Genomic DNA, 22,918 nt, shown 5'->3' on the forward strand with positions numbered 1-22,918 from the left:
AAAACGCCCAATTAATATCAAAATCCCATTAATTTATACTATATTAACAAAAGCTTGCGCTATGGTCTTACTTAAAGACACATTTGTGCAAGGTTTACGGACAAAATCAATCTTATTTCAAGTCATAAAAGGAGAAAACATGAAGAAAAAATTTCTGTCATTAACCTTAGGTTCGCTTTTAGTTTCCGCTTTAAGCGCTGAAGACAACGGCTTTTTTGTCAGTGTGGGCTATCAAATCGGTGAATCCACCCAAATGGTGAAAAACACCAAAGGCATTCAAGATCTTTCAGACAGCTATGAAAGGTTGAACAATCTTTTAACGAGCTATAGCGTCCTAAACACTCTCATCAAGCAATCCGCCGACCCGGTCGCTATCAATAACACAAGGACTAATTTGAACGCGAGCGCGAAGAATTTAATCAATGATAAAACCAATTCCCCGGCGTATCAAGCGGTGCTTTTGAGCTTGAATGCAGCAGCGGGGTTGTGGCAAGTGATGAGCTATGCGATCAGCGTTTGTGGTCCTGGTAGTAACAAAGATAAAAATGGGGGCGTTCAAACCTTTGAAAATGTGCCATCAAATGGGGGGACTACCATTACTTGCGATTCGTTTTATGAACCAGGAAAGTGGAGCGGTATATCCACTGAAAACTATGCGAAAATCAATAGAGCTTACCAGATCATTCAAAAGGCTTTTGGGAGTAGCGGGCAAGATATTCCCGCTTTAAGCGACACCAAAGAACTCGCTTTTGAAATTAAAGGGAAGAAAAACGATAGCGTCACACCAGGAGAAAGATGGAAATTCCCATGGACTAACGGGCAATTTGTTTCGATCAAGTGGGTCAATGGGCAATATACAGAAACTAAAGAAGACATCAAAGTATCCAATAACGCTCAAGAGCTTTTACAACAAGCCAGCATTATTTTAACCACCCTTAATGAAGCATGCCCATGGTTGAGCAATGGCGGTAAAAATTATTGGAAAGATATAGGCGGCGATGGGACAGCGTGCGGGAATTTTAAAAATGAAATCAGCGCGATTCAAGACATGATCAAAAACGCTGCGATAGCCGTAGAGCAATCCAAAATCGTTACCGCAAACGCGCAAAACCAAATCAATCTGGACGCTGGAAAAACATTCAACCCCTATAAAGACGCTGACTTTGCTCAAAGCATGTTCGCTAACGCCAAAGCGCAAGCAGAGATTTTAAACCGCGCCCAACAAGTGGTGAAAGACTTTGAAAGAATCCCTGCAGCCTTTGTGAAAGACTCTTTAGGGGTATGCCATGAAAAGGGTAGCGATGGCAACCTTCGTGGCACGCCATCCGGCACAGTGACCGGTAACACTTGGGGGGCAGGCTGCGCGTATGTGGAACAAAGCGTAACGGCCTTAAAAGACAGCCTCGCTCATTTTGGCAACCAAGCCGATCAAATCAACCATGCACGAAACCTCGCCTACACTTTAGCGAATTTCAGCGGCCAATACCAAAAGCTAGGCGAACACTATGACAGCATCACAGCCGCTGTCTCAAGCTTGCCTGACGCTCAATCTTTGCAAAATGTGGTGAGTAAAAAGAACAACCCTTATAGCCCGCAAGGCATACAAGATAACTACTATATTGACTCCAATATCCATTCTCAAGTGCAATCTAGAAGCCAAGAATTAGGCAATAACCCTTTCAGACGCGCTGGCTTAATCGCCGCTTCAACCACCAATAACGGCGCGATGAACGGGATCGGCTTTCAAGCAGGCTACAAGCAATTTTTTGGGGAAAATAAACGATGGGGCGCTAGGTATTATGGCTTTGTGGATTACAACCACACCTATAATAAATCCCAATTTTTCAACGCCTCTTCTGATGTTTGGACTTATGGCGTGGGGAGCGATTTGTTAGTGAATTTCATCAACGATAAAGCCACCAAAAACAACAAAATTTCTTTTGGCGCGTTTGGCGGTGTTGCGTTAGCGGGCACTTCATGGCTTAATTCTCAGTATGTGAATTTAGCGAATGTGAACAATTACTATAAAGCTAAAATCAACACGGCGAATTTCCAATTCTTGTTTAATTTAGGCTTAAGGACCAATCTCGCCAGGAATAAGAAAAGAGGCAGTGAACATAGCGCGCAACATGGCATGGAATTAGGCGTGAAGATCCCCACGATCAACACGAATTACTACTCTTTGCTCGGCACTCAGCTCCAATACCGCAGACTCTATAGCGTGTATCTCAACTATGTGTTTGCGTATTAAACGCTCTCTTTGAACGCCTTTTTTGAACCCTCTTTTTAAATCCTTTCTTTTTGGGGGGTTTAATCCTTTTTCACTGATTTTTTCACTGACTTCTCACTCGCTTTTTAACTTTTCATAAAGCTTTTATTTTTCTAAACTTTTTTAATTTTTTCCACCAAACAAAGTTTTTTGACTTCAAGCGTTAATCATAAAAAACACTCAAAGGCGTTTTTTACAATCTAAATAAAAATTAGCGTTATTCAAGCGATCCTTTTTATAACCCAATGAAAACGCCCCAAAGTCAAGGACAAACCCACCCACAAGGAAACCCCTAAGCTTTTTAGGCTTAGGGAACGCTCTTAGAAATTAGCGTTTCATCAAAAACACTACCTTAAACCAAGAAAAAGAAATTTCAAGGTATAATAGTTCGAAAGAGCGTTTGCCACTTTTACGCTTCATGGCATGCTCCTTATTTGGATTTGCCCCATATTGCGACTATGGGGCGTGATGAAATCCTACAACAAACGCGCTTTAAAGCCCTTAAATGCAACCACCCTAAAAAATGTGCTTTCCACTTTAAAATAAACCATAAAATCCCCATACCTACGATATAATCCTAAGATCGATTGATTTTAAGGGGCGTGTTTGGCATCATTATTCCATCTGAAGTTTTTAAAACCCCTGAGTTGTCTGCAAGCCGGTTTGCTTTATAGCCTTATTTTTGGCGTTTTATACCATTTCCCTTTGTTCGCTTATGTTTATAAAGAAAGCAACCAGGTCAGTTTTATAGCCATGATGGTTGTGGTGCTTTTTTGCGTGAATGGTGTTCTTTTTTTGGCGTTAGGCTTGATCTCTGCTTCTTTGATGCGTTGGAGCGCAATAGTTTTTAGTTGGCTCAATTCTGTCGCTTTCTATTTCATTAGCGCTTATAAGGTGTTTTTAAATAAGAGCATGATGGGTAATGTCTTAAACACCAACACGCATGAAGTTTTAGGCTTTTTGAGCGTCAAATTATTCGTTTTTATCGTTGTTTTTGGGGTGTTGCCCGGCTATATCATTTATAAAATCCCCCTTAAAAATTCTTCTAAAAAAGCGCCCTTTTTAGCGATCTTAGCGTTAGTGTTTATTTTTATCGCTAGCGCTTTAGCTAACGCTAAAAATTGGCTGTGGTTTGACAAGCATGCGAAATTCATAGGGGGCTTAATTTTGCCCTTCGCTTATAGCGTGAACGCTTTTAGAGTGAGCGCTCTTAAATTTTTCGCCCCCACTATCAAGCCGCTCCCTCTCTTTTCGCCCAACCATTCTCATTCGTTTGTGGTGCTAGTCATTGGCGAAAGCGCTAGGAAACATAATTACGCCCTTTATGGCTATCAAAAACCCACCACCCCAAGATTAAGCAAACGATTAGAAAATCATGAACTCATCCTTTTTAACGCCACTTCTTGCGCCACTTACACGACAGCGAGTTTGGAATGCATTTTAGATTCTTCTTTTAAAAACAACGCTTATGAAAATTTGCCGACTTACTTGACTAAAGCCGGTATCAAAGTCTTTTGGTATAGCGCGAATGACGGCGAAAAGAATGTTAAGGTTACAAGCTATCGTAAAAACTACGAATTGATTCAAAAATGCCCCAATTGTGAAGCGATCGCTCCTTATGATGAATCCTTACTCTATAATTTGCCTGACCTTTTAAAAGAACACTCTAACGAAAATGTCTTACTCATCTTACACCTTGCCGGTTCGCATGGCCCCAACTACGACAACAAAGTGCCTTTAAATTTTAGGGTGTTTAAGCCTTATTGCTCAAGCACTGATCTGTCTTCTTGCTCCAAAGAAAGCCTGATTAACGCCTATGACAACACCATTTTTTACAACGACTATCTGTTAGACAAAATCATTAGCATGCTTGAAAAAGCCAAGCAACCCGCCTTAATGATCTATTTAAGCGATCATGGCGAAAGTTTGGGCGAAGAAGCGTTCTATTTGCATGGCATTCCTAAAAGCATCGCCCCTAAAGAACAATACGAGATCCCCTTTATTCTTTATGCCAATGATCTTTTTAAAAAGGAGCATTCCATCATTCAAACCCAAACCCCCATTAATCAAAATACCATTTTCCATAGCGTTTTAGGGGTGTTTTTGGATTTTAAAAACCCTAGTGCTGTTTATCGCCCTTCTTTAGATTTATTTAAGCACAAAAAAGAGTGAAATAACACGCATGAAAAAATTCTTATTCAAACAAAAATTTTGTGAAAGCCTGCCTAAAAGCTTTTCTAAAACTTTGTTAGCGCTCAGTTTGGGCTTGATTTTATCAGGCATTTTTGCGCCATTCCCTAAAGTCCCTAAACAGCCTAGCGTGCCTTTGGTGTTTCATCTCACCGAGCATTACGCGCGCTTTATCCCTACGATTTTATCTGTGGCGATTCCTTTAATTCAAAGAGATGCGATAGGGCTTTTTCAAGTCGCTAACGCCTCTATCGCTACAACCCTTCTCACGCACACCACCAAAAGAGCCTTAAACCATATAACGATCAACGATCAGCGTTTGGGCGAGCGCCCTTATGGGGGTAATTTCAACATGCCAAGCGGGCATTCGTCTATGGTGGGTTTGGCGGTGGCGTTTTTAATGCGCCGTTATTCTTTTAAAAAATACTTTTGGCTCTTACCCCTAGTCCCTTTAACCATGCTCGCTCGCATTTATTTAGACATGCACACCATTGGCGCAGTGCTAGCTGGGCTTGGCGTTGGAATGTTGTGCGTGGCTCTTTTTACAAGCCCCAAAAAGTTTTAATCAAAAAGCTTTAGTTTCTGTTTTTATAATCTTCATAAGAAAAGTTTTTAAGGATTTTAAACCCTTGTTGATCCAATTTAGCCAGGCTTGGGAGCGGCACGCCATTAAACGAGTTGTTTTTGACGATCGTATAATGGAGCATGTCTTGAAACACGATTTTATCGCCCCTTTTTAAAGGCGTTTCAAAGCTAAAACTCCCCATAAAATCCCCCGCTAAACAAGTAGGGCCGCCTAAAAAATAAGAAAACGCCCCTTGATTTTCACCCCTTTCAACTTCAATAAGCTCTTCATCATTTTCTACAGAGATTTTAAAAATGCTAGGGCGATAAGGCATTTCTAAGCAATCGGGCATGTGAGCGCTAAAAGAAGCGTCTAGAATCGCAATTTCTTGATCGTTTTTAACGATGTCTATCACGCTTGCGATTAAAAACCCGCATTGCCACCCTATGGCTTCCCCAGGCTCTAAGATCACTTCTATATTATGATAACGCTCTTTAAAATCCTTAATCGTTTGGATGAGCAAATTCACATCATAATCGCTCTTAGTGATATGATGCCCTCCACCAAAATTCACCCACGCCATGTTTTCTAAATAGGGCCTGAAATGCCTTTCCACATGCTCTAAAGTCCGGCACAAAGCGTCAGCGTTTTGTTCGCAATGCGTATGGAAATGCAACCCGCTCACCCCCTCTAAGCCATGCTCTTTCACCCCCTTTTCAAATCCGCTAGGCGTAATCCCTAACCGGCTCATTTTAGAGCATGGGTTATAAATCGCTGGGGTTACTTCGCTATAAAGGGGGTTAATCCTCAAACCCATTTTAATGGGGCTTAAGCCCAAGTTTTCTAACTGCTTGTTTTTGTCTAAAATCCTGTCTTTATAGGTGGCGTACTGGTAAAAAGAGTTGAAAATGATGCTTGTCGCTAGGGGTAAAATCGCGCTCATTTCAGCTTCTTTAAAAGCCGGGCTATAAACGCAAATTTCTTTGTGGCTCTCTCGCCCTCCAAATTCTTCAAAAGCGAGTCTAGCCTCATAAAGACCGCTTGCACAACACCCGTTCAATTTTTGTCTCAAAATCCCAAACTCACGCCAAAACGCATACCCCTTTAAAGCGAGCAAGACCTTTGCCCCGCTTTGTTGGCGCACGATTTCTAAAATTTTGGCGTTTTTTTCTAAGCGTTCGCTCTCTAACACATAGCAAGGGGTGGGGATAGCGCTGTATTTTTTCATGCTAATTCCAAAAATTGCTTAACCACCCGCTGGATGTCTTTGGGGTTAGACTTGGAAATGAAATCATCGGCCTTCAAACTCCTGGCCATGTCTTCATTAGAGCTACCGCTCATAGAAGAATTGACCACGATAGGGATTTTTGAAGTCAAAGGATCGTTTTTAACCTGCTTGATCACTTCAAAACCGCTCGCTTCTGGCATTTCTAAATCGGTAATAATCAAGCCAATATTACTCATATCCGTTGTTGGGCTGAATAAATGCTCCAGTAAGGTTTTACCATTGATAAAATCTATATGCTTGACGCCCAACTTGTCTAAAATCATTTGCATGGTTTTTAAAACGCTTGGGGAGTCATCAGCGAGCAAAACGCATTGGTTAGAATGGATTTTAGAAAGCGTCTCTAAATCGTTGTGTTTTTCATCTTCAATCCAAGGGAACACATCTATAAGCATTTTTTCAATATCCACCACTTGCACCAAGCGTCCGTCAAAATAGCGCGTGCGGCTCACGAGTTTGTTATTGCCTGTAGATCCCCCTAGCCCAGCGCTTTGCTCCATTTCAGTCCATTTCTTGCTCAAAATCCTATCCGCTTCATAGATCCTAACCCCTATGGTCCAGCGAGAAAACTCACAAATCATAACAATATCGTCTTCGCCCTTGTCTTTTTCTATCCTGTAAGGGCGTAAATCCTTGCTTTTGTTTTGGCTGTCATAATAAAACCATTTTTTCATATCAATCAAAGGAATGGTGAGCTCTCTTATAATGATTAGCCCCTCAACGAGCGAATTGTTTTCGTGGCTAATGATGGTGAGGTTGCCATGGTATTTCACCACTTCACGGATCTTAAAGACATTGACCGCATACAAATCCTTGTTTTTACCCAGCCTGAAACACAACAATTGCAACTCGTTATTTTTATGCAAACTCGTAACTTGATCAATGCCCGCTAAACTATCAGCCATGGCTTCCCCTTAATTTAGGTTTTCGTATCGTTTTATAATTATATCGTGTTTGTGTTTAATGCCAACGACACTTAAAAACTATCTTTGGGGTTTTTAAATCATTTTAAACGACTCAAAACAAACCCGTTTTTAAAACTGCGCACGTATAAAATATTATGGCGGTTAGAGCAAAAGATTTGTGGGGCTGCTACAAACCCAGAAAGCAATTCCCTAGCGTCAATGACTTTAGGGTTTTCAAGCGATCTTTTACAAGGCTTTAAGGAAAACGAAAAAGCGTCAATGGAATCAGCTCGAACTTCATAATTTTCAAAAGCTTTGTTTTTGATACGCATAAGATAGATTTTATGGGCAAAAATGCTCGTGCTTCTAGTGTCTGCAAAGGTGCTCACACCTGAATACAACGAAGTTACTAGCCCTCCAACAAACCCCAAATAATAATTCGCTACCGCTTGCATGCCCACCTTAAAAGTAGCCGATAGAATGGCTCTAGTGATAATATAGGGCAACTGCTTCCTAAATTCGCTAGCGACCACCGCATCTATTGAGGCTAAAGTGTCAAAGGGCGTTACTTTTTCTCCATCTTTGAGAGTGAAATTTTGATAAAACGCTTCCCCTTTTTCTAGCTTGGGCAAGGCTATACTCACGTTATAAACCGAATCGATCATAAAAATAGGCACATCAATTTTAAATTCGCTTTTTTGCGGCTCTTTACCATCTTCAATGATGATCCAAGTGAAATGACTCCTGTTAGGGTTTTTGAAAAAAACCAAGTCTTGGGCTACAAAAGGGCTTTGACTGATCCCATAGGCTTCATTAAGATAGCCTAACCCCTTATTCTTATCCCCATTTAAAGCGTAAAACAACCCTGAAAGATACGAAACCGCCGGGTTAAGCAAGCCTTGATAAGCTTCGTATTTGTCTAAATTAGAATAAGTGTTGTTTAAAATCTCGCTCACTTCTACCCTAGAGCGTTCCATATTAATATTGTGCTTTTTGCTAGAATCGATCTCTTTAATGGCTTTTTGCACTTCCTCATAATAAAATTCTTTAGCCCTGCGCTGGCGTTCATTCGCGCGGTTGAATTGCACCCTAGCTTTCGCGCTATCGTTTAAAAGCATGTAGTCTATCGCTTTGTAATAATTGATTAAAACGCCCTCATAAATATTCCCCCCATAAGTGCGCACGTTATCATTAATCATGGTAGCGCCCACATAACCAGCCCCTCTTGTGAAAGCGCTTTGGGTTTTATCAAAGCGTTGCTCGGCTTGATCTAATACCCCTAAAGAAGTCTCGTAATCTCTGGCGTATAAAGCACTCAAGCCGTTTTGCAAGTCCCATAAAAGAGCGTTCTTTTTTTTCTTAGTGAATTGTTTAGAATATTCATAAGCTTGTTTAGGGCTTTCTTCATAATAGAGCGTGTTAAAATGTTCTAAGTCCATACGATAGCCTATGCAACCTGTTAATGATATTCCTAAAATTACCGACATCAACAGAACGAATATTTTCAATCTAACCCTTTTAATTGACATTTTTTTGCTTGACTATTTGAGCGTATCATAACATTTTTAATGAAAACATAAGCTTTTTATGGCTAAAATGATCCCTAAGCTCTTATTTAGACCTATGCAATAGGATTTTAGGGTAACGCTTCAGGGTAGGAATACAGCAGAGTCCCCTGATTTCTTGTGTGCCTTAGCCATCTGAATAGGAGTGTTTCAAAATGATATTGACTTTTTTAAACTAACTCTTCAAAAGTTTCTCACGCCACTCTGTAGGGTAGTCTTTTTGTAACGCTTTCACTTTATTGACATGGCTAGAATCCGAATTAAAGATTTTCAAATAACGCCCCAAGCTCTCCAAACTCACATCAATCATGTTAGAACTCCCATTACCCAGATTTTTGACTAAAACCTGCCTGGCATACAAAGGGGTGTTTTCTAAAAAAGAAATTTCAGTTTCGCTCAAAGGCACATTGAAATGGTGTTTCAACTCCCTAGCGTTTTTTTGCGGATACAAAATAAGAGTCCCCATGTTGCTTAAAAAACTATGGGCATTTTTAACCCCGCTTAACTGGTAAATATCTTGCAAGGCCAACACCACCACGCCATTAGCTTTCCTGGCTTGCGTGATTAAAGCGTTGATTTTGGTGTTCAACAAATCGTTTTCCACATAGGATTTAAACTCGTCTAAAAAAACCAAAAAACCGCTGTCGTTTTTCCTGGATTCTTCTAAGATTTTATAAAACAAATAATAGGCTAAAAGCCCTAAGTCTTTGGGGTTTTGGGTGATGGTGTCTAGGTTTATCACATTTAAAAAAGCGTTGGAGTTGAACGCGTCATTCAAAGCGTTAAAAAGGGGGTTATTCAAATACGGCTCCAAGCTCAAGCCCAATTGGTTAGATGAGGTTCTTTTAAGCGTTTCTTTAAAGTCTAGCAAACTAAAATCTTTAGGGTATAAAGTCTCATAAAGGCTCTTAATCGCGCTAGAAATCGCATTCATGTCTTCCAAGGCTTCTTTATCCCTTGAAGGGGCAAGATCAAACATGCTCAAAAAGAAGGATTGCAAAAATTCTAGATTCTGTAAATTAGGCTCTAAACAAAAGGGGTTGATGCTAAAAGATTGGCCGTCATGGTAATGCCCTTTAAAAAATTTGGTGAAAGAATACAGCCCTTGCATCCTGTCAAAGGCTAAAAGGCGCATGTTTTGGTATTTCAAAGCGCTCATCATTAAAAAGCTAATCAGCGTGCTTTTACCGCTCCCGGTAGCCCCTATGATTAGAGTATGCCCGTTCACTCTGGCGATTTCTTTAGCGTTGTTGTGGCTCACTTCTTGGTTGTGGAAATTGAATAAAAAAGGGGAATAATCCAAATTTTTAAACACGCTCAAAGGGCTATTCCCCCATGAATTAGCCTTAAAGCCTAAATTTTGCCTTTCAAACACCATTAAACACGCCAAGGCTTTAGAAGTTAAAAAACGCAAGCGGTGGTTTAAATGGATGCGTTCAGGAAAAAAGGAAAAATACCCCCCTTTCAAGCCAAAAGTTTCTATAACGCCCACTAAGTTTTCTTTAAATAAAAGCCCTAAAACTAAGCTGGTTTGAGCGTCTAAATCCTCTAGACTGGGGGCTTTGATAAGAATGTTTAGGGCGAATTTTTGCATGGATAGGCGTTTGGTTTTGACTAATTCTTGGTATTCTAAAAGCTCGTTTTTAACGAGATTGGACATGCTAAACTTGGCTCTCTCTTTTAAAAAACCCAGCGTTTTATGCGCACTCATAGGCTCTATGGAAAAGATAATATCTAAAGGCGTTTCTTGGTATAAAAGCGCTCCAACCGCTATAGAAGTGATGCGTTCGCTCTCATAAGCTTTAATGCCAATCAAGCGGTTATAGGTTTTTTGGTTAAAACTTTCTTGAATGAAATAATCTTTTTCAAAAGTGATGGAACTAGCGATATAGCTGTCGCTCAAATACCCCCCTACTAGGGGCTTTAGGGGGAGATCAAACCCATTAATATATTCTGCATAAAAATTCAAAACCTCTTTAGAGCTTAAGAGTTTGGGGGCATAGTTTTTGAGCTGGATTTCTAAGCTTTTTAAAGTTTCTTGCAAAAAATGCGCTTTATAAGAGAGAATATCCTTAAAATTTTCCCTATTGGCATGCATGAGAGATTTTTTCTTATGTTCCAAAACACCTTGTAAAGAGTGTGCGCTTTCTAAAACTAAAAAATACTGATTTTCATACACTTCTTTGTTTTCAAATTGATTCAAAATCGCTTGCAAGTATTTAGAGTCAGATTGAATGTTTTGTTTATAATCAATTTTACGCCTTTTAACCACCAGGCGCGCCACGACTTTTTCTAAAGAATCCAACGCCATCTGGCGCTCGGTGAAAAGATCTTGCAATTGCTCTGTGCTTAAATGGGTGTAACTCACCCCTTCTAAACGGAGGATGCCCACTAAGTTTTCGTTTTTAGTAAGCAAGAAATGCTCATCATACAAGCCTAAAAGGTTGTTTTCTTCGCTCATAGAATAGCTTTTAGGCAAAGCCCCTAAAAAATAATTTGAAACTTTTTGTTTGATAGCGCTTAAAAGCTTTTCTAACATCCTACGCTCTATAACATTTGGTTTTAGTCTTTATTTTGCTTTTAGCCACAATAATATCTGCAATGTCTTCATCAAAAAATTCCAGCACGCTAAAGAGCGCTAAAAACCCTAAATACAATAAAAAAGCGCTCAACAAATCAATCCAAGGGAGCAAAATAAAAGGTGCAAAAACAGAAATCAAATAAGACTTAGCGTTCAGCCATAAAAATTTTTCTTTAACCGAAATTTCACGCAAATTCTTCACGCTCGCTGAGAGGATAATCATTAAAAAATTCCCATAAACCAATTCGCCAAACTCGGGGCCTTAAAGAATAAAAAAATCCCAAACACCACGCCAAGGATCGTGAATAAAATCTCTTTCCACCGGTCCAAATTCCTCCACACATAAATAGCGATCCCTATGAAAATCACCATTAAAATCCCCTTAGCGATGGGGCTTTTGAGCTGGGCTTCTAGGGCGTTAAAAAACCCTTCTAAGCCTTCAGCGAACAAACTTGAAACGCACATGCCTACTAAAAAAACGATTTTTAAAAAATGATCGGACATCAAAACCCTTTTGTTTAATTTTAATTAACTTTATAGGGCTTTATTATCTCAAAAAAACCATTAAAACTCTCTAAAGGGGGGTCAAAAGGGGTGCATTTAATCTTTAAAAGGGGTAAAAAAGCAAAGCTAAAGAGGTAAAAGCCTTACTATTCTACGATTTGATAGACATAAGAAAGATTGGTGTGTTCTTTGGTTTGTAGGGTGTCTTCTTCTAAGAGGCTTTGAATCTTTTCAAAACTATATTGTAAATGGTTGTAAGCAACAATCACCACCTCATCGCCTTTTTGCAAAAAATGCTCTTGCGCAAAAGGCATATAAGGGGTAGCCCCAATCGCAAAAATCATTTTGGTAGGGAAATTATGGCGCTCTAAAAAAGGTCTTAGAGCCTCTAAAGAATCGCCATCTTGTTGGTGGTTTAGTTGGTCTTTGATCCAATCTAAAAGCTTTTGATAAAAAAATTCGTATTTGAGCAATTTGCTGTTTTCCCCATAAATGTGCCAAACATTATTGTATTTCAAAAAAGACGCAATAGAAAAATTGTTACACACCCCCCCATAAACAAACCTATCAATAGGCAATTTCTGCCCTATACCTTTAGAAGCTGGTGAAAAATTCTTTTTTTGGGAGAGCTTTGTGGCTTCTAAATTACGCACAGAAGCGTCATTAAACGCCATGAAAAAATTAGGCACAAGCTTGGTTACCAAATGTTTTTCATCGTATTTAACATCGCATTCTAAAGCGATTTCTGGCTCTGCTTGCACCCTTAAATGTGGATCATTAGGCAAAATAATCTTATGGTTATTAATGCAACAACGCCCCAAATAGCAATTCTCATAGGGGATATAAAAAGGGAACAACCCCTTAGGAGCGTCCTTTTCTTCGCTTTTCATGTTAATAAAACTATGACTCTCTCCTGCTTGCTCCAAATGCCCTGCAAAATTCCCCACCACACCAAAACCTAAAAACTCTTGCATGCAAACCTCCTAAAAAACAGCTTAACGCTGGTTAGAGCTTTTTTCATTATAGCATAAAAGAAAACCCCTAAAATTCTCAAAAACTCCCCTTTCAAGCGAACAAATATTCCCTAGCACTCTCTTTATCCAAAGGGTAAAGTTCGCGCTTTTCATTCCCTATTTGAATGAGATAAGCTTGATTTTTTAAAGTCTTAGCATAGCCTAAAGCGATACGACCGGCCAATTCTTTATCTTCTTTGCTGGCGTTTTTATCCACTAAACTCAAAGGGCCTTTACAGCTTAATAATTCAATCTTATCCATTAAGGGGTGCTCAATGTCCAATTTATGGTTTTCTTCTTCATTCCTTGCCACCACCAAACGAGCGTTATGGGGCAAGACAAAATAACGCCCGTTTTTGACAATCACGCTGTCTTCAAACACCATTTCTCTGTATTCTTTCAGATTCTTAATCTTATTGCTCACTTGAATGTCTGTAAGCAAGCACCCCCCACCTGGCTTTTCATAATATTTCAAGCCGTAATCTTTGATCATTTGCAATTGCCTAGTGCGCCCCCTACCACTCACATCTAAAAGCTTTTCTCTATCAACAAAACCCTTTTTTTCCATGAAAGTAGGCTCTAAGAGTTTAGCGCTCATGGGCCTTAAGAGCAATTCATCTAAAAATTGCGGTTTTTCATCGCCTGCTTGTGTTCGGTCTAAAACGGGATCAAAACGCGCCTCTTCGCCCACCTCTCTGACTAATTTCCTCACCTGATTGAGCGCTTCTTTCCTTTGGGATTTAGGGCGTTGCCCCAACACTTCCCCGCTCAAAACAAAATCCGCGTTCAATTCAAGCATTTTATAAAAAGCGTTCCTAAACATGTTGGCATGGCAGTCAATACAAGGGTTGAAATATTTCCCATAGCCGTATTTGGGCTTGAACAACACATCGTTAAAAAACTGCTCTCTAATATCGCACACCAAGAGCTTAGCCCCAATTTGCGCGGTGGCGTTTTCAAAATACTCTCTTTTATCTTTATTCCCCCCAAACCCTATATTGAAGTGTAAGGCGGTTACTTCAATGCCTTGATCAATGAGTAATTTCATAGACAACAAACTATCCAACCCCCCACTAAATAGGGCTAAAGCTTTAATCTTTTTCATATGGCGACTAATTCTCCTTGTTTTAATTTCATAATGGCCTGGCGAGCCTTTTTCAAAGCGTTCATTTTTTCGCTAAAAGAAAGCGGGCTTTTAGGGATTTCTTTGAGTTGCCGCTCAAAATAGCGCAAAATCAACAAACGCAATTCCTTTTCAAAACCCCCTTTTTTTAGGGGTAAATTCGCATCTAATAATAACGCAACTAATTTAGGGTCGTCTAATTTTTCTTGACACAAAGCGTCAAATTCTTGTTTTTTATGCAAGAATACCCCACTATGGATATAACCCACCGCTAAATCCAACAAACTCCTGTCCTCTAAAAGATAGCGGATCACTAATTTTTCTAAAAATTCCAAACTGAGCGTGTTAGAAACATGCACAAACTTTTGAGAATGATTAAATTTTTCCATTTTTGCATAAAAAGGCTGGAAAGATGAGCGCTCTTTAATCCCTAAAACATGCGAAGGCACTTGCAAAAGCACAGCGATTAAGGGCTTGTATTCGCTTTGCAAAAGCAAGGAAAAGTTTTTCAAAAACCCTAACATTTCTTTAAGAGCCTTATCTTTTTCTAAAGGGTCATCTAAAACATAAGAGCTCGCCATGTGCCTTAAAACAAATTCAATAAAAGCTATAGGGCGCGATAACCAATCTTTCAAGGTTTCAATCTGGTTATTAGTGATCATCTCCGCAGGGTCTAGGTTGTTTTCAAATAAAATCACCCCCCCTTTTCTTTGCTCTTTAGCCAACATCAAGCTCGCTTTATACGCCGCATTCCTCCCTGCCTTATCCCCATCATAGCTCAAAAGAATTTCTGGCTCGCCTTTTTTAAGTAAGGGCAAATGCGATGGCGTTAGAGCCGTCCCAAGCGTGGCTATGGCGTTTTTAAAACCCGCTTGGTGCAATAAAATCGCATCCAAATACCCCTCGGTTACAATGACTTGTTTTTGTTTGTAAATGCTTTCTTTAGCCAAATGATAGCCATAGAGCAAACTGGATTTGTCAAAAAGCTTATTTTGGGGCGAATTGATATACTTGGCTGCTTTTTCTTTTAAAGTGCGCCCTCCAAAACCCACCACTTGAGCGCTAGGGTTATAAATAGGGAACATGATGCGATCTAAAAAGCGTAAATAGGTTTTCTGATCGTTATCGTTTTTGCCTAACACACCCAATTCAAGGAGCTTGTCTTTATTCAAATCTTTATTTTCAATGCCATGATAAATCCTATTTGTGCATAAGCCTAATTTAAACGCTTTGATACTCTCTAAATTAAGCCCTCTTTTTTGCAAATAGTCTAAAAAAAATGGGGCGTTAAAAAGCTCTTCTTGATACAACGAACTCACCATTTCTAAAAGGTGGTAGTCTTCTTTATGATCGTAATAAGCACCTTTGTCATACTCTAAAGCTATATTGAATCGGTGGGCTAATTTCTCTAATGCTTCCACAAACGAAAGCTTTTCAAACTCCATCACAAATTTAATGCTATCCCCGCTCGCCCCACACCCAAAGCAATGGTAAAACCCTTTAATTGGATTGACGCTAAAACTCGCGCTCCTTTCTTCATGAAAAGGGCAACAAGCCATGTAACTAGAACCTGACTTCCTCAAATCCACATAGGAGCTAATGACTTCTACAATGTCTATCGTTTGTAAAAGGCGATCAATGGAACTTTTAAGAATCATTTTTCATGCTTTCTTCATCGTGCTTCTTGTTTTAAGCTGTTTGAATGAATTATACTCAATAAATAAAATCTTCAAAAAGGTTTGTTAATAACGCCCCCCTTTTCTAGTCCTTATATTTTTAAACTAATAAAACTTGATACAAATAGACTTAATAATCCTTATAATTATAATCTTAGCTTTGGTTTTATGGCTTGACTTATCCCTAAAAATGCGCTATAGTTGTGTCGCTTAATAACAATAAGCGCTAAATTTCTATTTTATTTATCAAAACTTAGGAGAACTGAAATGAAGTTTCAACCATTAGGAGAAAGGGTCTTAGTAGAAAGACTTGAAGAAGAGAACAAAACCAGTTCAGGCATCATCATCCCTGATAACGCTAAAGAAAAGCCTTTAATGGGTGTAGTCAAAGCCGTTAGCCATAAAATCAGTGAGGGTTGCAAATGCGTTAAAGAAGGCGATGTGATCGCTTTTGGCAAATACAAAGGCGCAGAAATCGTTTTAGACGGCATCGAATACATGGTGCTAGAATTAGAAGACATTCTGGGTATTGTGGGCGCGGGATCTTGCTGTCATACAGGCAATCATGACCATAAACATGCTAAAGAGCATGAAGCTTGCTGTCATGATCACAAAAAACACTAACAAACATCATTATTAAGGATACACAATGGCAAAAGAAATTAAATTTTCAGATAGTGCGAGAAACCTTCTATTTGAAGGCGTGAGACAACTCCATGACGCTGTTAAAGTAACTATGGGGCCAAGAGGCAGGAACGTGTTGATTCAAAAAAGCTATGGCGCTCCAAGCATCACCAAAGATGGCGTGAGCGTGGCTAAAGAGATTGAATTAAGTTGCCCAGTCGCTAACATGGGCGCTCAATTAGTCAAAGAAGTGGCGAGCAAAACCGCTGATGCTGCCGGTGATGGCACGACTACAGCAACCGTGCTGGCTTATAGCATTTTTAAAGAAGGTTTAAGGAATATCACCGCTGGGGCTAACCCTATTGAAGTGAAAAGAGGCATGGACAAAGCCGCTGAAGCGATCATTGGCGAGCTTAAAAAGTCTAGCAAAAAAGTGGGCGGTAAAGAAGAAATCACCCAAGTAGCGACCATTTCTGCCAACTCCGATCACAATATCGGGAAACTCATCGCTGACGCTATGGAAAAAGTGGGCAAAGACGGCGTGATCACCGTTGAAGAAGCTAAGGGCATTGAAGACGAATTAGATGTCGTAGAAGGCATGCAATTTGATAGAGGCTACCTCTCCCCTTATTTTGTAACGAACGCTGAGAAAATGACCGCTCAATTGGATAACGCTTACATCCTTTTAACGGATAAAAAAATCTCTAGCATGAAAGACATCCTCCCCCTATTAGAAAAAACCATGAAAGAGGGCAAACCGCTTTTAATCATCGCTGAGGACATTGAGGGCGAAGCTTTAACGACTCTAGTGGTGAATAAATTAAGAGGCGTGTTGAATATCGCAGCGGTTAAAGCTCCAGGCTTTGGGGACAGAAGAAAAGAAATGCTAAAAGACATCGCTATTTTAACCGGCGGTCAAGTCATTAGCGAAGAATTGGGCTTGAGTCTAGAAAACGCTGAAGTGGAGTTTTTAGGCAAAGCCGGAAGGATTGTGATTGACAAAGACAACACCACGATCGTAGATGGCAAAGGCCATAGCCATGACGTTAAAGACAGAGTCGCTCAAATCAAAACCCAAATTGCAAGCACGACAAGCGATTACGATAAAGAAAAATTGCAAGAAAGATTGGCTAAACTCTCTGGCGGTGTGGCTGTGATTAAAGTGGGTGCTGCGAGTGAAGTGGAAATGAAAGAGAAAAAAGACCGGGTTGATGATGCATTGAGCGCGACTAAAGCGGCTGTTGAAGAAGGCATTGTGATTGGTGGCGGTGCGGCCCTCATTCGCGCGGCTCAAAAAGTGCGTTTGAATTTACACGATGATGAAAAAGTGGGCTATGAAATCATCATGCGCGCCATTAAAGCCCCATTAGCTCAAATCGCTATTAACGCTGGTTATGATGGCGGTGTGGTCGTGAATGAAGTGGAAAAACACGAAGGGCATTTTGGCTTTAACGCTAGCAATGGCGAATATGTGGACATGTTTAAAGAGGGCATTATTGACCCCTTGAAAGTAGAAAGGATCGCCTTACAAAATGCGGTTTCGGTTTCAAGCTTGCTTTTAACCACAGAAGCCACCGTGCATGAAATCAAAGAAGAAAAAGCGGCCCCAGCAATGCCTGATATGGGTGGCATGGGTGGCATGGGTGGCATGGGCGGCATGATGTAAGCCCCCTTTCCAATAACCCGCCTTTAAAAACCCTCTTCTAAAACCCCCCTTTCTAAAATCCCTTTTTTTGGGGGGGGGGTGCTTTGATAAAACCGCTCGTTTCAAACGCTTTAAAAAACGCATAATGAAATGATCGCTCGTTTTAAAAAAAACAAAATGACCGCTCGCTTTAAAAAACGCGCAAACAAAAACCTCCATTAAAATCAAGCTTTATATTAAACGCTTAAAACAAAACCTAAAAACCCTTTCCCACAAAAAATGCAAAAAATGCTAAATTTTTTCACAAACTCAAAAAAAAAAAAACGCCTTTATGCTATAATGCTGTAAATGCATTCTAAATGCATAAAACTTCAACCATTCAATTTTATTTCAAGGAGAATATTTATGAAAAAAACTCTTTTACTCTCTCTCTCTCTCTCTCGCTTCATCGCTTTTAAACGCTGAAGACAACGGCTTTTTTATAAGCGCGGGCTATCAAATCGGCGAAGCCGCTCAAATGGTGAAAAACACCGGCGAATTGAAAAAGCTCTCAGACACTTATGAGAATTTGAGCAACCTTTTAAACAATTTCAACAACCTCAATCGCGCGGTAACGAACGCGAGCAGCCCTTCAGAAATCAATGCTGCGATCGATAATTTAAAAGCAAACACGCAAGGTTTGACCGGCGAAAAAGACAATTCCCCGGCGTATCAAGCCGTCTCTTTAGCGCTCAATGCGGCGGTGGGGTTGTGGAATGTGATAGCTTATAATGTGCAATGCGGTCCTGGTAATAGTGGGCAACCAAGCGTAACCTTTGATGGTCAACCAGGACATAACTCAAGTTCCATTAATTGCAATTTAACCGGTTATAACAACGGAGTTAGCGGTCCTTTATCCATAGAAAATTTTAAGATGCTTAATAACGCTTATCAGGCTATCCAACAAGCCTTAAAAAACGACAATGGGTTTCCTGTTTTGGATGGTGCAGGAAAACAGGTAACTATAAGCATAACAACACAAACTAATGGGCAACAAGATAAAACTACTACTACTATTACTATTACTAATAACGCCCAAACTCTTTTGCAAGAAGCTAGTAAAATGATAAGCGTCCTCACTACAAACTGCCCATGGGTAAATCACAATCCAGGACAAAATGGAGGGGCGCCGTGGGGTTTAAATACGGCAGGGAATGTGTGTCAGGTTTTTGCCACGGAATTTAGCGCCGTTACTAGCATGATCAAAAACGCCCAAGAAATCGTAACGCAAGCTCAAAGCCTTAACGCTAACCAAAACAATCAAAACGCGCCGCAAGATTTCAACCCTTACACCTCTGCTGATAGGGCTTTCGCTCAAAACATGCTCAATCGCGCGCAAGCGCAAGCCAAGATACTTGAACTAGCCGATCAAATGAAAAAAGACCTTAACACTATCCCAAGCCAATTTATCACAAATTACTTGGCAGCTTGTAGAAGTGATGGCACAACGCCTAATCAAGGGGTTACTTCTAACACTTGGGGAGCCGGTTGCGCGTATGTGGAAGAGACCGTAACCGCCCTAAATAACAGCCTTGCGCATTTTGGCACTCAAGCCGAGCAAATCAAGCAATCTGAGTTGTTGGCGCGCACGATACTTGATTTTAGGGGTAGTCTTAACACTTTAAACAGCACTTATAACAGCATCACCACGACCGCTTCAAACACGCCTAATTCCCCATTCCTTAAAAATTTGATAAGCCAATCCACTAACCCTAATAACCCTGGGAGCTTACAGGCCGTTTATCAAGTCAACCAGAGCGCTTATTCGCAATTATTAAGCGCCACGCAAGAATTAGGGCATAACCCTTTCAGACGCGTTGGATTAATCAGCTCTCAAACCAACAATGGTGCCATGAATGGGATCGGCGTGCAAGTGGGCTATAAGCAATTCTTTGGTGAAAAAAGAAGATGGGGATTAAGGTATTACGGCTTTTTTGACTACAACCATGCTTATATCAAATCTAGCTTTTTCAACTCCGCCTCTGATGTGTTCACTTATGGGGTAGGAACAGATGTCCTCTATAACTTTATCAACGATAAAGCCACCAAAAACAATAAGATTTCTTTTGGGGTGTTTGGGGGTATCGCAATAGCTGGCACTTCGTGGCTTAATTCCCAATACGTGAATTTAGCGACATTCAATAATTTCTATAGCGCTAAAATGAATGTGGCGAATTTCCAATTCTTATTCAACTTGGGCTTGAGAATGAATCTCGCTAAGAATAAGAAAAAAGCAAGCGATCATGTAGCTCAGCATGGCGTGGAATTGGGCGTGAAGATCCCTACCATTAACACCAATTACTATTCTCTGCTAGGCACTCAACTCCAATACCGCAGGCTTTATAGCGTGTATCTCAACTATGTGTTCGCGTATTAAAAGCTCGCATTAAACCCCTTTTGAACCCTCTTTTTTGGGGGTCAAGCGTAAAATTCACCCCTATCCCTTTAAGAAAATAAAATAAAAGAAAATGCGTTTTACAACAAAATAAGATCTAAAGCAATAAAACAAAAACCCATTTTTTAAAAATGGAATTTTTTAAACCAAAAAGCGTTAAACCCCAATAATATTGATCTTGATAAAAACAAAGCTTTTTAAAACCCCAAAAAACAAGACTAACCAATAACCAAAACGCATGGCGTCTGTTGCGATCCTTATAGCGTTAAAGCGCAAACCAAGTTTTTATTTAAATAAAAGCTATTACCCGTGCTGTTTTAAGAGCGTTTCGTTTCTGTAAAAACCGCAATATTTTTCAATTATTCTTGACAAGCGTTAAAAAAAATTGTATCATTATCTTTTTTTGTGAGACCCGTTAGCTCAGCTGGTAGAGCAATTCCCTTTTAAGGAATGGGCCGTTGGTTCAAATCCAACACGGGTCACCATGAGCATCGTGGCTCCTTCATCTAGTGGTTAGGATACCACCCTTTCACGGTGGTTACAGGGGTTCAAATCCCCTAGGAGTCACCACTCTTTTATACGGGTTTAGTTGGATTCTATCTCAATATTTTGGTCGCTTAGCTCAGTTGGTAGAGCGCTACCCTTACAAGGTAGATGTCATAAGTTCGAGTCTTATAGCGACCACCATGACTAAAGCATGCGTTTTTAGGCTATGGAGTTTGGATAGGGAGCGGTAGTTCAGCTGGTTAGAATATCTGCCTGTCACGCAGGGGGTCGCGGGTTCGAGTCCCGTCCGCTCCGCCACCAAGCGCTTTTTAAATCATTTTCTACGCTTTATTTCCAATATAATAGTCAGTCGTTAAAAATGACCCTTTCATCTAGTGGCCAAGGATACCACCCTTTCACGGTGGAAACGGAAGTTCAAATCTTTCAAGGGTCGCCACAAAAATTTCAAACTACACCCATAAATTATCTAAAAGCCTGGTTTTACCCACACGAGCCGCTACTAAAACCAGCGTGTTAGTTGGCTCTATGGTTTTTAAGGGTTCTAGCTTGTGGTTACAAAATTCCAAATAATCCACTTCCAAGGTTTCTAAAATTTCAAGCCCTAGTTTTTTCAGTTTTTCGCACGCTTTTTCGCCCTTATCTATGGCCTGCTTGATATTTTCTAAAGCTTTTGGAATGGCTAGGGCTTGTTTTCTTTGTGTTGCATTCAAATACACATTCCTAGAGCTTAACGCCAAATGATCGCTATCGCGCACGATCTCGCATGGCGCTATTTCAATGTCTAAAAGCAAATCTTTGACTAAATGCTGGATGATTAAAAGCTGTTGGGCGTCCTTTTTGCCAAAATACGCTCTAGTGGGATTGATAAGATGGAACAATTTTAACACGACCTGAACCACCCCATCAAAATGCCCCTTACGCACCGCTCCCTCTAAAGAGCTAGATAAAAATATAGGGGCGTAGAGTTTTAAGCGTTGCTCTGCTTCATAGGGATACATTTCATTCATTTTAGGCACAAACACCGCATTAACGCCCAATCCTTCACACAAAGCCAAATCCTTTTCTAAAGGGCGCGGGTAAGCGCTAAAATCTTCGTTAGCCCCAAATTGCGTGGGATTGACAAAAACGCTTACAATCGTGTGAGAATTTTCTTTCAAACTCCTTTCCATCAAGCTTTGATGCCCTTTGTGTAAAGCCCCCATAGTCGGCACAAACCCCACGCTTTCTTTCAAACTTTTACGATACTCTCTTAAAGTAGCAATCGTTTCTAGCACTCGCATTCAACAATCCTTTAAAAGCTCTAAAACCACTTCTCTAGGCTCTTTAGCCTGATAAATGGGGCGGCCCACCACGATAAAATCGCTTAAATTTTGTTTAGCCTCTTTAGCGTTCGCCACCCTTTCTTGATCTTCTTTATCGTTTTTATCCAGCCTTATGCCAGGGGTTAAAGTCAAAAAGCCTTGACCTAAAACCTCTTTAATCGCTAAGCTTTCAAACACCGAACACACCACCCCATCAATCCCGCTCTCTTTACCCATAGCGCTTAATTTTATCGCTTGAGTTTTTAAAGGAGCGTTATACACCATCAAAAATTCCTCTTCGCTAAAGCTGGTTAAAGCGCTCACGCCCATGATCAAGGGGCGTTTTTTAAGAGCGTTTAAGCGTTGCATTAAAATGGTTAGCGCGCTTTTAGCGCTGCTCAAATGCACGGTGAGCATATCAATGTCTAATTTCGCGCATTCTAGCGCGGCATTTGCCATGGTATAAGGAATATCATAGAGCTTCAAATCCAAAAAAATCTTAAAATTCCCATCAATCTTTCTGATTTCATCTAAAAAAACAGCCCCGTCTCTTATAAACGATCTAAGCCCCACCTTAGCCCATAAATCTAAGCCCTTTAATTCTTGCAATAAAGAAAGATTGTCCTCTTTTTTTTCTAAATCTAATGCGACACATAATTGCATGAAAGCCCTTTAAAGTGTAAAATAACGCCATTATAACAAAAAGAAATGCAAGATTTTTAGCTATGATA

General features: G+C 40.2%; 16 protein-coding genes, 5 tRNA genes, 1 other RNA gene and 1 pseudogene. 12 read left to right on the forward strand and 11 right to left on the reverse strand.

All coding sequences use genetic code 11. The annotated features are described in order from the left end of the window. The first annotated feature begins 139 nt into the window (after window positions 1-139). From EAL49_RS03255 to lpxE, 3 genes are all read left to right on the forward strand, one after another. The gene (locus EAL49_RS03255) at window positions 140-2,251 is read left to right on the forward strand and encodes a SabA family sialic acid-binding adhesin (RefSeq protein ID WP_120828913.1); all 2,112 of its coding nucleotides are present in this window, start codon (window positions 140-142) and stop codon (window positions 2,249-2,251) included. A 624-nt stretch (window positions 2,252-2,875) separates the two neighbouring features. Next, window positions 2,876-4,441 carry a phosphoethanolamine--lipid A transferase EptA gene (gene eptA / locus EAL49_RS03270; protein ID WP_120828916.1) on the forward strand — a complete coding sequence of 522 codons (1,566 nt, stop codon included), beginning with the start codon at window positions 2,876-2,878 and terminating at the stop codon, window positions 4,439-4,441. A 49-nt stretch (window positions 4,442-4,490) separates the two neighbouring features. Next, on the forward strand, window positions 4,491-5,024 hold the full coding sequence (gene lpxE / locus EAL49_RS03275; protein ID WP_240461643.1) for a lipid A 1-phosphatase LpxE: 534 nt from the start codon (window positions 4,491-4,493) through the stop codon (window positions 5,022-5,024). Between the two features lie 10 nt (window positions 5,025-5,034). Here lpxE and nspC read toward each other — a convergent pair whose 3' ends face one another. The 3 genes from nspC to EAL49_RS03290 all read right to left on the reverse strand — a co-directional run bounded on the left by nspC (window position 5,035) and on the right by EAL49_RS03290 (window position 8,653). Then, window positions 5,035-6,252: a carboxynorspermidine decarboxylase gene (gene nspC, locus EAL49_RS03280; protein WP_120828920.1), complete on the reverse strand. Its 1,218-nt coding sequence runs from the start codon at window positions 6,250-6,252 to the stop codon at window positions 5,035-5,037. Beyond that, window positions 6,249-7,214, reverse strand: coding sequence for a chemotaxis protein CheV1 (cheV1, locus tag EAL49_RS03285; protein ID WP_120828922.1), 966 nt, complete (start codon window positions 7,212-7,214; stop codon window positions 6,249-6,251). The genes nspC and cheV1 overlap by 4 nt, the downstream gene beginning before the upstream one ends. Window positions 7,215-7,312: 98 nt before the next feature. Continuing rightward, complete coding sequence (locus EAL49_RS03290) at window positions 7,313-8,653, reverse strand: COG3014 family protein (protein WP_162973099.1); 1,341 nt, start codon at window positions 8,651-8,653, stop codon at window positions 7,313-7,315. Between the two features lie 173 nt (window positions 8,654-8,826). Between EAL49_RS03290 and ffs the strand changes: the two genes are divergently transcribed. Then, window positions 8,827-8,924: signal recognition particle sRNA small type (ffs, locus tag EAL49_RS03295), an RNA gene on the forward strand. Between the two features lie 30 nt (window positions 8,925-8,954). On the opposite strand, the gene EAL49_RS03300 is transcribed toward ffs, so the two are convergent. From EAL49_RS03300 to dnaG, 6 genes are all read right to left on the reverse strand, one after another. After that, window positions 8,955-11,318, reverse strand: coding sequence for a VirB4 family type IV secretion/conjugal transfer ATPase (locus tag EAL49_RS03300; RefSeq protein ID WP_120828926.1), 2,364 nt, complete (start codon window positions 11,316-11,318; stop codon window positions 8,955-8,957). 1 nt (window position 11,319) lies between these two features. After that, a complete protein-coding gene (locus EAL49_RS03305; protein WP_000584956.1) occupies window positions 11,320-11,583 on the reverse strand; it encodes a hypothetical protein in 264 nt (87 codons plus the stop codon). Then, the gene (locus EAL49_RS03310) at window positions 11,583-11,864 is read right to left on the reverse strand and encodes a TrbC/VirB2 family protein (protein WP_033756641.1); all 282 of its coding nucleotides are present in this window, start codon (window positions 11,862-11,864) and stop codon (window positions 11,583-11,585) included. Before EAL49_RS03310 ends, EAL49_RS03305 begins: the two co-directional genes overlap by 1 nt. A gap of 146 nt (window positions 11,865-12,010) precedes the next feature. After that, a complete protein-coding gene (locus EAL49_RS03315; RefSeq protein WP_097689152.1) occupies window positions 12,011-12,838 on the reverse strand; it encodes a DUF5718 family protein in 828 nt (275 codons plus the stop codon). A 91-nt stretch (window positions 12,839-12,929) separates the two neighbouring features. Further along, window positions 12,930-13,982 carry an MnmA/TRMU family protein gene (locus EAL49_RS03320; protein ID WP_120828928.1) on the reverse strand — a complete coding sequence of 351 codons (1,053 nt, stop codon included), beginning with the start codon at window positions 13,980-13,982 and terminating at the stop codon, window positions 12,930-12,932. Beyond that, entirely contained in the window at window positions 13,979-15,658 is a 1,680-nt protein-coding gene (gene dnaG, locus EAL49_RS03325) for a DNA primase (RefSeq protein WP_120828930.1), read from the reverse strand. The genes EAL49_RS03320 and dnaG overlap by 4 nt, the downstream gene beginning before the upstream one ends. A 285-nt stretch (window positions 15,659-15,943) precedes the next feature. On the opposite strand from dnaG, the gene groES reads away from it, so the two are divergent. From groES to EAL49_RS03370, 8 genes and pseudogenes are all read left to right on the forward strand, one after another. Further along, a complete protein-coding gene (gene groES, locus EAL49_RS03335) occupies window positions 15,944-16,300 on the forward strand; it encodes a co-chaperone GroES (protein WP_000671923.1) in 357 nt (118 codons plus the stop codon). 25 nt (window positions 16,301-16,325) lie between these two features. Continuing rightward, a complete protein-coding gene (gene groL / locus EAL49_RS03340) occupies window positions 16,326-17,966 on the forward strand; it encodes a chaperonin GroEL (RefSeq protein WP_021436793.1) in 1,641 nt (546 codons plus the stop codon). Window positions 17,967-18,350: 384 nt separating this feature from the next. After that, a pseudogene (hopZ, locus tag EAL49_RS03345) lies at window positions 18,351-20,361 on the forward strand (Hop family adhesin HopZ). A gap of 427 nt (window positions 20,362-20,788) precedes the next feature. Then, window positions 20,789-20,864 (forward strand) — tRNA-Lys (locus EAL49_RS03350). Between the two features lie 10 nt (window positions 20,865-20,874). Continuing rightward, window positions 20,875-20,949 (forward strand) — tRNA-Glu (locus tag EAL49_RS03355). Between the two features lie 41 nt (window positions 20,950-20,990). Next, window positions 20,991-21,066, forward strand: a tRNA-Val gene (locus tag EAL49_RS03360). Window positions 21,067-21,106: 40 nt separating this feature from the next. Further along, a tRNA-Asp gene (locus tag EAL49_RS03365) sits at window positions 21,107-21,183 on the forward strand. A gap of 63 nt (window positions 21,184-21,246) precedes the next feature. Further along, window positions 21,247-21,322 (forward strand) — tRNA-Glu (locus EAL49_RS03370). A 13-nt stretch (window positions 21,323-21,335) separates the two neighbouring features. Here the strand turns inward: EAL49_RS03370 and panC are convergent. Together panC and pyrF are read right to left on the reverse strand one after the other, a co-directional pair. Then, the gene (gene panC, locus EAL49_RS03375; RefSeq protein WP_120828932.1) at window positions 21,336-22,166 is read right to left on the reverse strand and encodes a pantoate--beta-alanine ligase; all 831 of its coding nucleotides are present in this window, start codon (window positions 22,164-22,166) and stop codon (window positions 21,336-21,338) included. Next, window positions 22,167-22,850, reverse strand: coding sequence for an orotidine-5'-phosphate decarboxylase (pyrF, locus tag EAL49_RS03380; RefSeq protein WP_120828935.1), 684 nt, complete (start codon window positions 22,848-22,850; stop codon window positions 22,167-22,169). Between the last annotated feature and the right edge of the window lie 68 nt (window positions 22,851-22,918).

Source organism: Helicobacter pylori, from assembly GCF_003637665.1.
GTDB lineage: Bacteria > Campylobacterota > Campylobacteria > Campylobacterales > Helicobacteraceae > Helicobacter > Helicobacter pylori_CK.